The organism is Aeromonas sp. R3-1, from assembly GCF_040908345.1.
Classification (GTDB): Bacteria; Pseudomonadota; Gammaproteobacteria; order Enterobacterales; family Aeromonadaceae; genus Aeromonas; species Aeromonas veronii.
Genome location: NZ_JBFODN010000263.1, coordinates 16,820 through 32,036, shown reverse-complemented (window position 1 = coordinate 32,036; position 15,217 = coordinate 16,820). Strand labels below are relative to the sequence as shown.

The 15,217-nt window shown below is 59.9% G+C and carries 12 protein-coding genes; 8 read left to right on the top strand and 4 right to left on the bottom strand.

Translation table 11 applies throughout. The annotated features are described in order from the left end of the window. Positions 1-45: 45 nt before the first annotated feature. Positions 46-1,269, bottom strand: coding sequence for a peptidase T (pepT, locus tag AB5Y85_RS18380; protein ID WP_101530451.1), 1,224 nt, complete (start codon positions 1,267-1,269; stop codon positions 46-48). Between the two features lie 1,014 nt (positions 1,270-2,283). Here pepT and speA point away from each other — a divergent pair. Both speA and AB5Y85_RS18370 read left to right on the top strand, forming a co-directional pair. Next, the gene (gene speA, locus AB5Y85_RS18375; RefSeq protein ID WP_069526750.1) at positions 2,284-4,185 is read left to right on the top strand and encodes a biosynthetic arginine decarboxylase; all 1,902 of its coding nucleotides are present in this window, start codon (positions 2,284-2,286) and stop codon (positions 4,183-4,185) included. Between the two features lie 272 nt (positions 4,186-4,457). Further along, the gene (locus tag AB5Y85_RS18370) at positions 4,458-4,646 is read left to right on the top strand and encodes a hypothetical protein (protein ID WP_257687430.1); all 189 of its coding nucleotides are present in this window, start codon (positions 4,458-4,460) and stop codon (positions 4,644-4,646) included. Between the two features lie 80 nt (positions 4,647-4,726). On the opposite strand, the gene AB5Y85_RS18365 is transcribed toward AB5Y85_RS18370, so the two are convergent. From AB5Y85_RS18365 to AB5Y85_RS18355, 3 genes are all read right to left on the bottom strand, one after another. Beyond that, positions 4,727-5,014 carry a hypothetical protein gene (locus tag AB5Y85_RS18365; RefSeq protein WP_021229329.1) on the bottom strand — a complete coding sequence of 96 codons (288 nt, stop codon included), beginning with the start codon at positions 5,012-5,014 and terminating at the stop codon, positions 4,727-4,729. Between the two features lie 267 nt (positions 5,015-5,281). Continuing rightward, the gene (locus tag AB5Y85_RS18360) at positions 5,282-7,288 is read right to left on the bottom strand and encodes a methyl-accepting chemotaxis protein (RefSeq protein ID WP_257687431.1); all 2,007 of its coding nucleotides are present in this window, start codon (positions 7,286-7,288) and stop codon (positions 5,282-5,284) included. 193 nt (positions 7,289-7,481) lie between these two features. Then, positions 7,482-8,777 (bottom strand): amino acid permease, encoded by a 1,296-nt coding sequence (locus AB5Y85_RS18355; protein ID WP_021229327.1) that lies wholly within the window; start codon positions 8,775-8,777, stop codon positions 7,482-7,484. Between the two features lie 251 nt (positions 8,778-9,028). Here AB5Y85_RS18355 and AB5Y85_RS18350 point away from each other — a divergent pair, with 251 nt between their 5' ends. The 6 genes from AB5Y85_RS18350 (at position 9,029) to AB5Y85_RS18325 (ending at position 15,165) form a co-directional block, all read left to right on the top strand. Beyond that, a complete protein-coding gene (locus tag AB5Y85_RS18350; protein WP_005344164.1) occupies positions 9,029-9,412 on the top strand; it encodes a Rid family detoxifying hydrolase in 384 nt (127 codons plus the stop codon). Between the two features lie 22 nt (positions 9,413-9,434). Further along, positions 9,435-10,724: a serine dehydratase subunit alpha family protein gene (locus AB5Y85_RS18345; protein WP_257687432.1), complete on the top strand. Its 1,290-nt coding sequence runs from the start codon at positions 9,435-9,437 to the stop codon at positions 10,722-10,724. A gap of 64 nt (positions 10,725-10,788) precedes the next feature. Beyond that, positions 10,789-11,442: a transcriptional regulator gene (locus AB5Y85_RS18340; RefSeq protein ID WP_040065159.1), complete on the top strand. Its 654-nt coding sequence runs from the start codon at positions 10,789-10,791 to the stop codon at positions 11,440-11,442. A 153-nt stretch (positions 11,443-11,595) separates the two neighbouring features. Then, positions 11,596-12,192, top strand: a complete 597-nt coding sequence (locus AB5Y85_RS18335) for a histidine phosphatase family protein (RefSeq protein ID WP_257687433.1) — start codon at positions 11,596-11,598, stop codon at positions 12,190-12,192. A 141-nt stretch (positions 12,193-12,333) separates the two neighbouring features. After that, positions 12,334-13,527 carry an enoyl-ACP reductase FabV gene (fabV, locus tag AB5Y85_RS18330; protein WP_257687434.1) on the top strand — a complete coding sequence of 398 codons (1,194 nt, stop codon included), beginning with the start codon at positions 12,334-12,336 and terminating at the stop codon, positions 13,525-13,527. 162 nt (positions 13,528-13,689) lie between these two features. Next, positions 13,690-15,165 (top strand): YfcC family protein, encoded by a 1,476-nt coding sequence (locus AB5Y85_RS18325; protein WP_257687435.1) that lies wholly within the window; start codon positions 13,690-13,692, stop codon positions 15,163-15,165. Positions 15,166-15,217: the final 52 nt, after the last annotated feature.

Below are 15,217 nucleotides of genomic sequence, written 5' to 3'. Positions count from 1 at the left end.
GTAAACCGGCTCCCCCCTTTTGCCCTGGTAATGATAGCGACCCGATTAACCGCGCCAGGCAGCGGTGAGGCGCACCAGCTCCACCAGGGTGACGACCGATTTCTCCATGGATTGCAGCGGGATGAACTCGTGCTTGCCGTGGAAGTTGTGGCCACCGGTGAAGAGGTTGGGGCAGGGCAGACCCATAAAGGAGAGGCGGGCGCCATCGGTACCGCCGCGAATGGGTTTGATCTTCGGCACCACGTCGGCGGCCTCCATGGCGGCCTTGGCCAGCTCGACGATATGCATGTGCGGCTCGATCTGGCTGCGCATGTTGCGATAGCTGTCGGTCAGGGTGAGTTCGATGCGGGCCTTGGGATACTCGGCCTGCAGGGCGGCCACCCGGCTTTGCATCTCGGCCTTGCGTGCGGCGAAGTGCTCGTCGTCGAAGTCACGGATGATGTAGTGGAGGGTGCTCTCCTCCACGGTGCCGCTCATCTGGGTCAGATGGAAGAAGCCCTCATACCCGTCGGTGCACTCCGGGGTCTGCTCGGCAGGCATGGCGGCGTGGAAGCGGGCGGCCAGGGTCTGGCTGTTGATCATGCTCCCCTTGGCGGTGCCGGGGTGGACGTTATTGCCGATAAAACGCACCGTGGCGCTGGCGGCGTTGAAGTTTTCATACTCCAGCTCGCCCAGTTCGCCGCCATCCACGGTATAGGCCCATTTGGCCGGGAATCTGTCTAGCGGGAACAGGTTGGCGCCGCGGCCGATCTCCTCATCCGGAGTAAAGCCGACCCAGATATCGCCGCGGGGGATCTCGGGGTGGGCCTGCAGGTGGTCGATGGCGGTGAGGATCTCGGCAATGCCTGCCTTATCGTCGGCGCCAAGCAAGGTAGTGCCGTCGGTGGTGATGAGATCCTGACCCAGGTAGTTTTTCAGGAAGCGGTAGTCACGAATGGCGAGCACCTCGTCACCCTTGCCAAGGCAGATGTCGCCGCCCTGATAGTTTTCGATGATTTGCGGTACTACGTGCTCCGCCTCGTAGTCGGCGGTGTCCATGTGGGCAATCAGGCCGATGGCGGGGGCGTCCGGCTGGTTGCCTGGCAGGCAGCCGGTGAGGTAGCCGTGCTCATCCAGAGTGACCCGGGTCAGCCCCAGCGCCTTCATCTCTTCTTGCAGGGCGCGGGCAAAGATCAGCTGGCCTTCGCTGCTGGGGCAGGCTGGATTGGTCTCATCGGAGCGGGTATGAAAAGTTACGTAACGCAGAAAACGCTCAAGCAGGGTATCCATTAGTCAGCCTCTAACCGATTGTGAGCGGTCATTGTGGCCAATCCGTGCGGGGCACTCATTGCGTCAGCGCAGGTTTTTCCCATTTTTTGACGCAAGGGAAGAGCGGCGAATGTGCGGCGCGCGGGGCAACGTCCCGGAGGGAGATCGCATAAATGTGGCATTTATTGCGATATTTAGGCGCTGGCGGTGGCGGCCAAATTCCCCTCAGCGACCGCACAGCAAGGCGTCAGCCCAATCATGGCGTTTTCACACACTTTTCAAGGGGAAACCAGGCTGTCGCATAACCTGCGCCATCCCAGAGCCCGCCTGCCCGCCAGCAAGATTTGATCGACTTATTAAAAGGGGATTTTGAACACTATTTTTTATTGTCACTGCCCGCGGTAAGTGTGTACACTCCGCGCCGATCCAAGGGCAACCCTGAAGCAGGCAGAGCCGCCAGAAACCCGACCGATCATACGCCTATAGGGCGAGGCACGCAGAAACGACAGACACTGCTGGGGAATGGTTTCTTTAATACCGGTTAGGCTCCGGTATCAGGGAGAACAACAGACTCTCATCCTTCATTTGACCGAGTGGGCCACCGGCTCATCATCTTCCCTTGTCATGGGCGGTCACTGACGGTGAGGTGGGCTGTGGTTGTTGTCGTCTATCAACACGCATGCGTGCTGGCGCCTTCGCTTCTCTTCCTTGGAACCCTCTCCTTCTGTCGGGATCGCTGCCGAATGATGAACTGACGGCGTGGCTGATGTCGTCTGTCATCAAAGTACCGCGGCGCTACGGCATAGTGGCACCGCATACCGTTGAGCTTGATGTAAAGCCACCAGCCCCACATCAAGACTCGTTACTTCCCCAAGATCCACCAGGCAGCCTCTGGCTTGCCGCGATGTGCAAAGCGATGGTTTGGGTGGCTGCGTCTCGTGATGGCAGCGCTCGCCGTACTCTGCACTAGATGGTCTGGATGTGATTGAGGGTAACGAAGGCGACTTTGGGTCGCTCATTTGCGAGGCATAGCCCATGACTAACTGGTCCAGCAAGGACTCCTTGAAGGTCTACAACGTTCCCTACTGGGGTGCGGGTTTTTTCAATATCAATGACGCCGGTCATGTGACCGTCGCCCCCGACAAATCACGCCCTGACGCGCATATCGTGCTCTCTGACGCCATCGAACAGTTGCGTCAGTCCGGGCTGACCACCCCCGTGTTGCTGCGCTTCCCCGACATTCTCAAGAGTCGGGTCGATGCGCTGTTCAACGCCTTTGGTCAGGCCATCGAGAAGTCAGGCTATGAAGGGGACTACCTCTGCGTTTATCCGATCAAGGTAAACCAGCAGCGTCGTGTCATCGAGACCATCAGCCAGTCCTACAGCGACAAGCCCCGGCTTGGCCTGGAAGCTGGTTCCAAACCGGAACTGCTGGCCGTGCTGTCCCATCACCATGAGCAAGGCTCGGTGATCGTCTGCAACGGTTACAAAGACCGCGAATATATCCGCCACGCCCTCTTGGGCAACCTGATGGGCCACAAGGTCTACATCGTGGTGGAGAAGCCCTCCGAACTGGAAATGGTGCTGGACGAGTCAGCTCGTCTCAATATCAAGCCCAACATCGGGGTGCGTGCCAAGCTCGCTTCCACCGGCTCCGGCATGTGGGAATCGAGCGGCGGCTCCATGTCCAAATTTGGTCTCTCCGCCTCCCAGATCCTGGCGCTGATCGAGCGTCTGCGCGGGCTGGGCAAGCTGGATTGCCTGCAACTGCTGCACTTCCATCTGGGTTCCCAGATCGCCAATATCCGCGACATTCAGGGCGGCATCCGCGAATGCGGCCGTTTCTACGCCGAACTGCGTCGCCTCGGTGCCAACATCGAAGTCGTGGACGTCGGTGGCGGCCTGGGTGTGGACTACGAGGGAACCCGTTCCCAGAGCCACTGCTCCGCCAACTACAGCCTCTCCGAGTACGCCAACAACGTGGTATGGGGCATCGGCGATGTCTGCCGCGAGTTCGATCTGCCGCACCCGACCATCATCAGCGAGTCTGGCCGTGCCCTGACCGCCCACCACGCCGTGCTGGTCACCAATATCATTGGTGCCGAAGGTGTGGAGATGAACGACATCAGCGCGCCGGACGAAGATGCACCGACCATTCTGCAAAACATGTGGAAAGGCTGGCTGGATCTGCGCAGCGAAGATCCCTCCCTGTTGGAGATCTTCCATGACTCGGTGGCAGATCTGGGTGACGTGAATACCCAGTACACCATGGGCCTCTTGAACCTTGAACAGCGTGCCTGGGCCGAGATGCTGCACCAGAACACCTGTCTGGCACTCAAAGAGCTGCTCAACCCGGTCAACCGCAACCACCGTGCGCTGGCTGACGAGCTGAGTGAAAAGCTGGCGGACAAGTGCTTTGCCAACTTCTCTCTGTTCCAGTCCCTGCCGGATGCCTGGGGTATCGGTCAGGTATTCCCGGTGATGCCGCTGGCTGGTCTCGATCGTCCGCTTAGCCGTCGCGGTATCCTGATGGATATTACCTGTGACTCCGACGGTCAGGTCGAGCACTATGTCGACGGTCTGGGGGTCGAGAGCACCCTGCCGATGCCGGTCTACGGCGAGAACGAAGAGTGCCACGTCGGTTTCTTCCTGGTCGGTGCCTATCAGGAGATCCTGGGCGACCTGCACAACCTGTTCGGTGACACCCACTGCGCGGAAGTGTGGCTGGACGAAGAGGGCAAGATGGACATTCGCAACGTGGTGCGTGGCGACACCGTCGACCAGCTGCTGCGTTACGTCAACATCGACCCGTCCGTGATCCGCGAGAACTACCAGCGGATCGCCGCTCACCCGGCGCTGGACGATGCCACTCGCAAAGCCTTGCTCGACGAGCTGGAGCTGGGCCTGCAAGGCTACGCCTATCTGGAAGACGAATAAGCCTTCTGTTTGCCCCTCGCTTTTGAGGGAAAATGAAAAAACGGCGCCTGCGGGCGCCGTTTTTGTTACCGGGGGCCATCCGGCGATATGACGGGGTACTCGGCCCATCTTCATTCGGATAACCGATGCGGGCTCAAGGCATCCGCAGGCCACAGATCTGGCAGATATCTGCCCCTTTCAGCTGTTTCCCTTGATCTGCATCAAGCGTGAACCTCGGTGGTTATTTTACGGTCAGGAGTGATGTTGATGGGATGTAACAAAAGGATGTGCATATGGAACTGAAAAGGGACCCGAGATGCTATACCGACGTCTGTATCGACGGTAAGTGGTATCACTACGACCACTGCAGCACCAACGTCTACATGCTGATGGGGGGCGCTGCGCCGAGCCTTCAGCTGGCCTATGAGCCGAGCAGCGAAGAGGAGCTGATCGAGATGCTCCAGCTGCTGGGGCGCTTCTGACTTACCGAATTGATGTCTTGCCATATGGCCATCGGGCGTGTTGCCACGATGGCCACCACTCTTCACCGCTGTACCTTATCTCAGCGGGTTTTATTGCCCAATAACCCCTTGCCAATCTCCAGCATGGCAACGGCCGCGGCGTAGCTGCTATCGGACTTGCCAATCTCGTCCGCCACGTAGAGAAAATTGGACTGGTACTTCTCGACGGCCTCCCGTGGACTGGTCGCGTCAATAAAGTCCTCCTCCACCTCGAATCCTTGGGTCAGCAGTGCCGCCTTTTCACTCAGAAAAGTCGGAGATGCCATGTCGATAAAGGTGTATTGCTGCCGATTGGACGCCGGAATGGTAAAAAACTGGTATCTGGCCATGGGTAAATCCTCGCTTGAAGCGGGTGATAGATGACGTGACGCTGGTTTTAATCTGTGGCTCGCAGGCGGCTGGCTTGCCTCGACGTCGCAGACCGTGCGTGTCGGGAACGCCGCACTTTGTTTTCGTTCGAGACTACTTTGTTGGCATCTGCCCGGCAAGTGGGTCGCAGAGATTTTCTGGATGATCCGAGCAACCGAGATGTTGTGGGCAGGGGCGAGACCGGGATAATGCCGGGCTCACGTTGAGCCCGGCTTGCCAGCGCTCTGTTACAGCACGAAGCTCTGTACCATGGCGCGCAGCTGTTCGGTGAGCTGGTGGATCTGGCGGGCGGCATCGCGGGCGGCGTTGGCCACTTGCAGCGCCTCGTCACTGCCATCGGAGATGCGCACCACGTTGCGTTCGATCTCGTTGACCACGGCGCCCTGCTGCTCGATGGCGCTGGCGATGATGGCGTTGGTATCGACCATTCGATCCACCTTCTCGGTTATGGCGCCGAAAGCCTGTTTTGCCTCCTGCGCCAGCCCGACCCCCTCCTGCGCTTCATGGCTAGCCGCCGACATGGCGGTGACCGAGGCGCGGGCGCCGGATTGCAGCTGTTCAATCATCTGCTGGATCTCGACGGTAGCCCCCTGGGTGCGGTTGGCAAGAGATCGCACCTCATCGGCCACCACCGCAAAGCCGCGACCCTGCTCACCGGCACGGGCCGCTTCGATCGCGGCGTTGAGAGCCAGCAGGTTGGTCTGCTCAGCGATGCCGCGGATCACGCTGATGACGCCACCAATCTGACTGCACTGCTGCTCCAGTTGGCCTATGGTGTCGGCGGTGCGCAGCACTTCGCGGTTGATATGGTCGATGGCCTTGATGGTGCGCTCCACCACATCCTCGCCCTGACCAACCACGTTCTGCGCCTCCTGGGTCATGCGGGCGGCTTGCAGGGCGTTGCCCGCCATGTCTTGGGAGGTGGCGGCCAGCTCCTTGATGGCGGTGGCGACTTGATGGGTCTCCCCTTGCTGATCGGCAATGACCTCCTGCGAGCGGCAGGTGCGCGCTTCGATCTCGGTGGCGCTCTCCACTACTGTGACGCCATTTTCACGCACCCGCAGCATCAGGGTGCGCAGGGTCTCCAGGGTCACGTTGTAATCCCGGCTGATGGCGGCCAGCTCGTCCTGACCAACGATCTCGATATGCTGGCTGAGATCCTGGGCGTTGACCCGGGCGGCGATATCACGCACCCGCCCTACGGTGTCGCGCAGGGAGAGATAGGCACCGATCATCAGGTAGAGGTAGAGCAGCAAGCTGGCGGTCAGCGGCGCGGTGACCCACCAGAAGTGGCGTTGGTTGGCGGCCAGCCGCTGATGCAGGTCGGCCTCCAGCCGCTGGCGTACCTGGCCTGCCAGCGCGGTGATAGCCTCGTCCATCTTATCCCCCAGCGCTTGCACCTCCTTGGTGGAGAGCTGCACCAGCTGATCCTTCATCATCTTGTTTTCCATGGTCTCGACCCCCTGACGCACCAGCCGTATCAGAGCATCGGTCTGCTGACCCAGCTCGGCGCGGTAGGCCGGTTCAATCTGGTAGAGCAGGGTCAGGTCGGCCTCCAGCTCTTGCAGAGTGGCGCTGATAAGGTCTAGACGAAAACGCAGGCCGCTATAGCCCTCGGCCTGAAACAGGCCGAAATCGGCGATGGTGGCGGCGCGATCCCGCACCTGAGCCAGCAGGTCGCGCAGCTGCGGCAACCGCTCGCTGGCGAGGATCACCATGTAGTAGGTACCGAGCGCCGGATCCTGGATCAGGCTGCTACTGGCGGTAATGTGCTTGTAGAGGTGGCGCACCTCGGTCAGCAGCTTGTCGTGGCGCAAGTTGCTCTGCTCCACTTCCAGCTTGCCCGCTTTACTCTGCAGGGCGGCCCAGCCCTGCTGGATCACCTCAAAGGAGGGGTTGTTCTGGCGGGTGTCGGCAAAGGCTTGCAGGCTCTGATCAACGGCTTGCGCGGCTGCCTTGACCTGATCATCACCGACCGGATCCACTTCATAGGCGTGACGGGTTACCAGATTGCGATGAGTGAGCAGGGCTTGCTCGATAGCGGGCACGGGGGTGAGATTGACCACTCCCGCCAGCTCGCGGTTGGCCTGGACGTTGTCATCCTGCAGCCGCCCCAGCAGATTGGTCATGCTGTAGGCCAGTGGCAGCAGCATCAGGCAGGACCAGAGCAGGAATTTGTATTTGAAGGAGAGCTGATTGCCCAGCCGGATGGCGGGGTTGAAAATCCATTTCATGTTAAGCCTCGATACCTGAGTGCGGGCGTGATTCGTGTTGCCTGAATAGTACTCCGAGCGGCCTCTCTTGGGTGATGGCCGGTTGCAAGTTGTGATCCCCTTGGCTTTTTACTTCCGGGCGGGGGCGCCGTCAGCCGCACCAATAGAAAACGGGCCACCCGAAGGTGACCCGTGGTCGATAAGGGGAAACCGATCAGTTGAACGCCAGGAAGGGCGAGACGCAGAGCAGCAGGCCGGTGACGATGATGATGTAGAGGGAGGTGCCCTTGTACTTGTGCAGCGCCGGTACCTGATAAACCAGATAGGCCGGGATGAGGCAACCCACCATGCCGAAGATGGGGCTGCAGATGGAGGTGAAGCTCAGTACCGGTGCGTTGAGCACGATGGCCCCCCAGGAGAGCATGACGGTAAACACCATGATGCCCTTACCCACCAATCCTTTGTTGATGCGGTTTTCCGGCAGCACCCGGCGCAGCAGGTTCATTGCCAGCCCCTGACAGGCTTCACGGAAACCGAGGTAAACGCCGAAGTAGGCGGTCATTACCGCAAAGATGTTGAGGGTGAGGCTCAGGAGCTTGAGGGTCTGGCCGGGCATCCCCTGCGCCACCATCGCCAGTGCAGAGATGTTCTCCTCGGAGGCTTTGACCGCCTGATCGTGACCCATGGCAAGAGTGAAGGAGACGGCGTAGAAGAACACCACCACGAACAGGATGCCGAAGGCGATATTCATGGCGCGCATCGCCTTGAAGCGGGCCACTTCCAGCGACTTTTCCCGCGAGCGGTAGGAGATCACCATGGGGCTCAGGCTCTGGATAAAGAGGATGGAGGTGAGGGTGAAGGGCAGCATGATGATGGCATCCTTCATCCAGTCACCGGCAGCGGGCATGGCGGTGATGTTGGCCGCATCCCACTTGTCCACCATCATCAGGCCGAGCACGGCCACCACGCTGATCTTGGTCAGCACCATAAAGGTGGAGATCTTGAACAGCAGGTTCTCGCCGCGCGAGGCCAGTGCCACCAGACCGCAGATCAGCACCAGACCGTAGAGCGGGTTTTCGGAGAGCAGGCCGTCGGTGACGCCGAAGCTCTGCAGGAAGGAGGCGCTGTCATTGGTGATGGCGGTGGAGTAGACGAAGACCCAGATCACCAGCATCACGAAGTAGAGCGCGCCGAGCAGTACACCCCAGTTCTTGCCGAGGTAGCCGGTGATGACGCTGGGGTAATCCTTGCACTCCGGCGAGGTGGCCAGGGTGTTGATAAAGAGGCGCTGGAACATGTACATGGCGGGGTAGCCGATCACCGCCGAGAGCAGAAAGACCCACAAGCCCATCAGACCCACCTGTACCGGCAGGAAGACGATCCCTGCGCCGATGGCCATGCCGATGCTCATGATGATCCAGCCCCAGTCGGTGCTGTCGAAGCGAACCGCTTCTTTCCATTCCAGCGTGCCCATCACGGGGCTGGCGAGTGTAGTGCTATGCGCGTCCATTAAAACCTTCTTTTTTGTAGGGATGTGGGAAAGCGGCGCAAATATAGTTGAATGAAACTGTCATAAACAATGCCCATAAGAGTACTTTTGTTCAAATCAGGATGGTGATCACGGTTTATATTGAGGCCGAAAGGTGCCTTTAAACGCCATTTTTGTATCTTTTTGTTGAATGGATAAAGTAAAAAGCAAATAATGTTGAACAGAATGAGATTCATGATTGCAAAAAAAATTGCACAAACAGGAGTGGCTATATGAAACGCATCATCACAGCAGCAGCGGCACCTGACGCTATCGGTCCCTACAGCCACGGCACTGCCTATGGCGACCTCATCTTTACCTCCGGTCAGTTGCCGGTCTGCAAGCAGCAGGGTGGTGTGGTGGAAGGGGGGATTGCCGCCCAGACCCGCCAGTCACTGGAGAACCTGAAATCCGTGCTGGAAGCCGCTGGCGGCTCGCTGGATACCGTGCTCAAAACCACCTGTTACCTCGCCGAGATCAGCGATTTTGCCGCGTTCAACGAGGTCTATAAAGCCTATTTCCAGAAAGATTGTCCGGCGCGCAGCTGCTTCGCAGTGAAGGATCTGCCGATGGGCGTCAAGGTTGAAGTGGAAGCGATCGCCCATATCGCTCGTTAATGCTGATAAAAAGGTTCAAGTGATGAAACAAGCGTGGCAGCAGTATCTGCAGATTATTCAACAGGTTGTCAAACCAGCGCTGGGTTGTACCGAGCCAATCGCCGCCGCCTATGCCGCGGCTGTTGCCGTCCGGCAACTGGGCTGTGAGCCCGGTCGCCTCGAGGTTGCGGTGTCGGACAATCTCTATAAAAACTCGATGGGTGTCTATGTGCCGGGCACCGGCAAGATCGGTCTGGCCATTGCGGCCGCGGCCGGTGCCATCGGCGGCAACGCCGATGCCGGGCTGGAGGTGCTGGCTGCGATCCAGCCAGCACAGGTGGATCGTGCCCAGCAGATGATCGATGCCGGCAAGGTGCAGGTGAGCCGCACCGCCGCCCCCGAGTTTATCTTCTGCCGCGTGACCGTTTATGGCACTGATGGCAAGGGTGAAGAACACAGCGCCGAAGTGACTCTGTGCGGCGGTCATACCCGCATCGTCGAGCAGCGCCGCGATGGCGAGGTAACCTTCACCGCCGATCAGAGCCAGGGCGGTGCCACCGGTTCCATCTGCGATGGCGTCGATATCAGCATCGCCGCCATCTACGAGTTCGCCACTCAGGTGGAGTTCGAGCAGATCAGGTTCATCCTCAAAGCTTCCGAGCTCAACGGCAAGCTCTCCGCCGAGGGGATGAACAACCCCTATGGTCTCGAGATCGGGCGCACCATGCAGCAGAACATCGATGCCGGTCTTATCGGCGAGGATGTGATGAACCGCATCGTGATGATGACGGCGGCTGCCTCCGATGCCCGCATGGGGGGCGCGACCCTGCCAGCCATGAGCAACTTCGGCAGCGGCAACCAGGGCATTGCCGCCACCATTCCGGTGATGGTAATTGCCGAGCGCTTTGCGGCCAGCGAAGAGCAGCTGGCTCGCGCCCTCATCATGAGCCATCTGGGCGCCATCTATATCAAGTCCCACTATCCGCCGCTGTCGGCCTTCTGTGGCAATACCGTGACCAGCGCGGCCGCCTCCATGGCCATGGTCTATCTGGCGGGCGGCAGCTTCGAGCAATCCTGCTTTGCCATCCAGAACGTGCTGAGTGACAGTGCCGGCATGGTGTGCGACGGGGCGAAAGCCTCCTGCGCCATGAAGGTGAGTACCTCCTCCGGTGCGGCGGTGCGTGGCTTCCTGATGGCCCTCAACAGCCACTCGGTGTCGGGGCAGGGGATCGTCGCAGGTGACGTGGATCAGACCATCCGCAACGTCGGCCAGATGGTGAAGGAGGGCATGTCTGCCACAGACAGCACCATTATTGATATCATGTCCGCCTGATGTCCCTGTCGGTTGCTGCCCGGCGTCCATTGTCCGGCAGCAACCCTTGCAAGAAGGTCCCATTGTGAAGCTGCAAGAGTTGAGTCCGAGCGATTTTGAGATCCTCAAGTCGATGGAGAACATTGTGGATGGCATCGCCGCCATGTATGGCCAGCACACCGAGGTGCTGCTCCACAGTCTGGATGTGCGCAATCCCTCGATCGTCAAGATTGCCAACGGCCATATCACCGGCCGCAGTGTCGGTGCCCCCATCACCAACCTGGCGATGATGAAGCTCAAGAGCGGGCAGGATATCTCCAGCCCCTACATGACCAAGTGTGCCACCGGCAAGACGCTGCGCTCCATTACTACCGTGATCCGCAACGGGGAGCACAGGGCCATCGGCTTGCTCTGCATCAACAGCGACATGGACGCTCCGCTGCAATCTGTGCTGCGTACCATGATGCCGGAGTGCATGCATCCCCACGAGAGCCATGCCACCCCGGAGGTGTTCGCCCGCAACATCGACGAAGCGCTCAACAGCACCATCGACACCGTCAGTGCCGAGGTGCGTGGCAACGAGGCGGTGCCCCCGTCCCAGAAGACACGGGTCATCGTCAACCAGCTGCACGACATGGGGATCTTCGAGCTTAAAGACAGTGCCCAGATTGCCGCGCGCCAGCTCGGGATCTCGGTCCACTCCATCTACCGCTATCTGCGGGAGATCAAGAAGGGCTGAGCCGATACACTCTGGCCAAATTGGCAGCAAACGGGTCAGCCTTGACCCGTTTTTACGCCCGCTTTAGCCTCTCTGTTTGGGCCATCCTTCGGGCTCATCTGCTATCATCTTCCCCCTTTGTTTTTCTATCTCTCTGAACGTGCTGGAGAAATCATGTCTCGACTCATCTATCTGCTGCGCCACGGCCAGACCCGCTTCAATGCCGAGCAGCGTCTGCAGGGGCGTTGCAACTCCGAGCTGACCGACAAGGGCGAGGCGCAAGCCATCGCCATGGGGCGGCGGCTTGCCGCAGAACTGGCGGATCCCGCCCGCTGGACCGTCTATGCCAGCCCGCTCGGTCGCGCCCGTCAGACTGCGCTGCTGGTGTGCGAGCAGCTGGGGCTGTCAGCGGATCGCATCGTCTGGGACGATCGCTTGATGGAGCTGGGGATGGGGGAGTGGGAGAGCTGCCAGATCCCGGTGCTGCGGCTCGCTCATCCCGAGCTCGATACCGGCAAGGGGGACTGGTATCTGCAGGCACCGGGGGCCGAGAGCTTCGAGAGCATTCAGCGCCGGGCACACCAGTGGTTGCAGGATCCTGCCATCGCCGAGCGGGCCATCGTTATCTCCCACGGTCTGCTCGGTGCCATGCTGCGCGGCGTCTATGCCGATCTCGACTATGAGGCGACCTGGTCACAGGAGTTGCCGCAAGATGCCTTCTATAAGCTGCAGGATGGCCACATCACCCGCATTGCCTGCTCGTTGCCGTGAGGTGGCACCATGGCATGGACCATGATTGCCACCTTCGGATGCCCATTTTTGCCGCAGTTCAACACATCAGAGCACCTTATCGCGGCAAGATGAGGTATCTTATGCCCCGATTTCATCCATTAAACGGATCCGAGACCCCATATGATCATCAAACCCAAGGTTCGCGGCTTTATCTGCACCACCACTCATCCGGTCGGTTGTGAAGCCAATGTTCGTCGCCAGATCGCTTATACCAAGGCCAAGGGCACCATCGAGAATGGTCCCAAGAAGGTGCTGGTGATCGGCGCTTCCACCGGTTATGGCCTGGCCTCCCGGATTGCGGCTGCCTTCGGTAGCGGCGCCGCCACCCTCGGCGTCTTCTTTGAAAAAGCGGGCACCGAGTCCAAGACCGGTACCGCCGGCTGGTACAACTCTGCCGCCTTCGACAAGGCAGCCAAAGAGGCGGGCCTCTACGCCAAGAGCGTCAACGGCGATGCCTTCTCCAACGAGTGCCGCGCCAAGGTGATCGAGCTCATCAAGCAGGATCTGGGTAAGATTGATCTGGTGGTCTACTCCCTGGCCTCTCCGGTGCGCAAGATGCCGGAAACCGGCGAAGTGGTGCGCTCTGCCCTCAAGCCGATCGGTGAGGTCTATACCACCACCGCCATCGATACCAACAAGGACCAGATCATCACCGCCACCGTCGAGCCGGCGAACGAGGAAGAGATCCAGAACACCATCACAGTGATGGGCGGTCAGGATTGGGAGCTGTGGATGGCTGCCCTGCGTGATGCCGGCGTGCTGGCTGACGGCGCCAAGTCCGTGGCCTACTCCTACATCGGTACCGATCTGACCTGGCCAATCTACTGGCATGGCACTCTGGGCCGCGCCAAGGAAGATCTGGACCGCGCCGCTGCCGCCATCCGTGGCGATCTGGCAGCCAAGGGCGGCACCGCTCACGTGGCCGTGCTCAAATCCGTGGTGACCCAGGCCTCTTCCGCCATTCCGGTGATGCCGCTCTATATCTCCATGGCCTTCAAGATTATGAAGGAGAAGGGCATTCACGAGGGCTGCATGGAGCAGGTGGATCGCATGATGCGCACCCGTCTCTACACCTCCGACATGGCGCTGGACGATCAGGCTCGCATCCGCATGGATGACTGGGAACTGCGCGAAGATGTGCAGCAGACCTGCCGCGACCTGTGGCCATCCATTACCAGCGAGAATCTTTCCGAGCTGACTGACTACACCGGCTACAAGCAGGAGTTCCTGCGCCTGTTCGGTTTCGGTCTGGATGAGGTCGATTACGATGCGGATGTAAATCCGGATGTGAAATTCGACGTGGTCGAGCTCTGAGTCTGACTCAAGTGAAAACAGGGCCCCGCGGGGCCCTGTTTTTTTGGCAAACATTCCGCTAATTTGCGGAATTTTATTATCAGCGATCACCTTTTTCCCATATCAAACCCGCTAGTCTTGCGCTGATCGGATCACAGACGGCATTGCCGAGGTACGGAAGCTATGACCACTCCAAACGAGGCGCCCAAGAAGCGCCAACTCCCCACAGTTTATACCCTGCTTTTTATCATCATCGCCCTGATGGCCGCCCTCACCTGGGTGCTGCCAGCGGGCAAATATGACTATGTCACCGCCAAGACCCAGCAGCCGGTTGCGGCAGCGGCCGTGGCCGATTACAGCGGCGACGAGCGGCTGTTGCCGGTGCCTGGCAGCTACACCGAGTTACCCGCCCACCCGCAAGGAATGTTCGAGGTGCTCAAGGCCCCCATTCAGGGCTTTCACAAGGCGGCCGACGTGGCGCTGTTCGTGCTCATCATCGGTGGTTTTCTCGCGGTGACCATGCAAAGCGGTGCGCTCGATGCCGGGGTGGGGGCCATTGTGCGCGGCTTTGCCGGGCGTGAGCGGTTGCTTATCCCGGTGCTGATCGCCCTGTTTGCTCTCGGCGGCTCCACCTTCGGCATGGCGGAGGAGACGGTAGCTTTCTGGGCGCTGATCGTGCCGGTGATGATGGCGGCGGGCTTCGATCGCATGGTGGCGGCGGGGATCATCCTGCTCGGCTCCGGGGTCGGGGTGCTCGCCTCCACCGTCAACCCGTTTGCTACCGGTATTGCCTCCGGTTTTGCCGGTATCCCCATCGGCGAAGGGATCGGTTTGCGGGTCATCCAGTGGCTGCTGCTGGTGATCTTTGCCTCTTGGTTCGTGATGCGCTACGCCAAGCAGGTGCAGCAGGACAAATCCCGCTCCGTGCTGGCCGACATCACCTATGACGACGAGTTCTCCCAGATGAAGAGTGGCAACCTCGCCTTCACCGGCAAGCAGAAGCTCACCATGCTGGTCTTCTTCGGCACCTTCCTGCTGATGATCTATGCGGTGGTGCCCTGGTCGGACTTGGGGATCGACGTGCTGCCCACCTTTGGCTGGTGGTTTGACGAGCTCTCGACTCTGTTTTTCAGCGCTTCCATTCTGATCGCGCTGATCAACCGGATGCCGGAATCCAACTATGTGGCGACCTTCCTGAGCGGCGCTCGGGATCTTATCGGGGTGGCGCTGGTGGTAGCAGTGGCGCGCGGCATCTATGTGGTGATGGAGCAGGGCGTCATCATCGACACCATTTTACACTGGGCCGAAGGGCTGGTGACCGGACTCTCCTCGTCGGTCTTCATCCTGATGGCCTATCTGGTGCACATCATCCTGAGCTTCTTCATCCCCTCCACCTCGGGGCTGGCGACTGTCTCCATGCCGCTGATGGGGCCGCTGGCGGACTTCTCCGGCATCTCCCGGGATCTGGTGATCACCGCCTATCAGTCCGCCTCCGGCTGGATCAACCTGTTCGCCCCTACCGCCGCCCATCTGGTGGCAGGTCTGGCGCTCGCCAAGATCCCCTACGATCGCTTCGTGCGCTGGGTGCTGCCCTTTATCATCGGGGTGGCTCTCATCACCATGGCGGTACTGGTGGCCGGTGCCCTGCTGCACGGCTGATGGCACGAATAAAACCACAGATAACAAAAAGGCTCCCGCGGGAGCCTTTTTC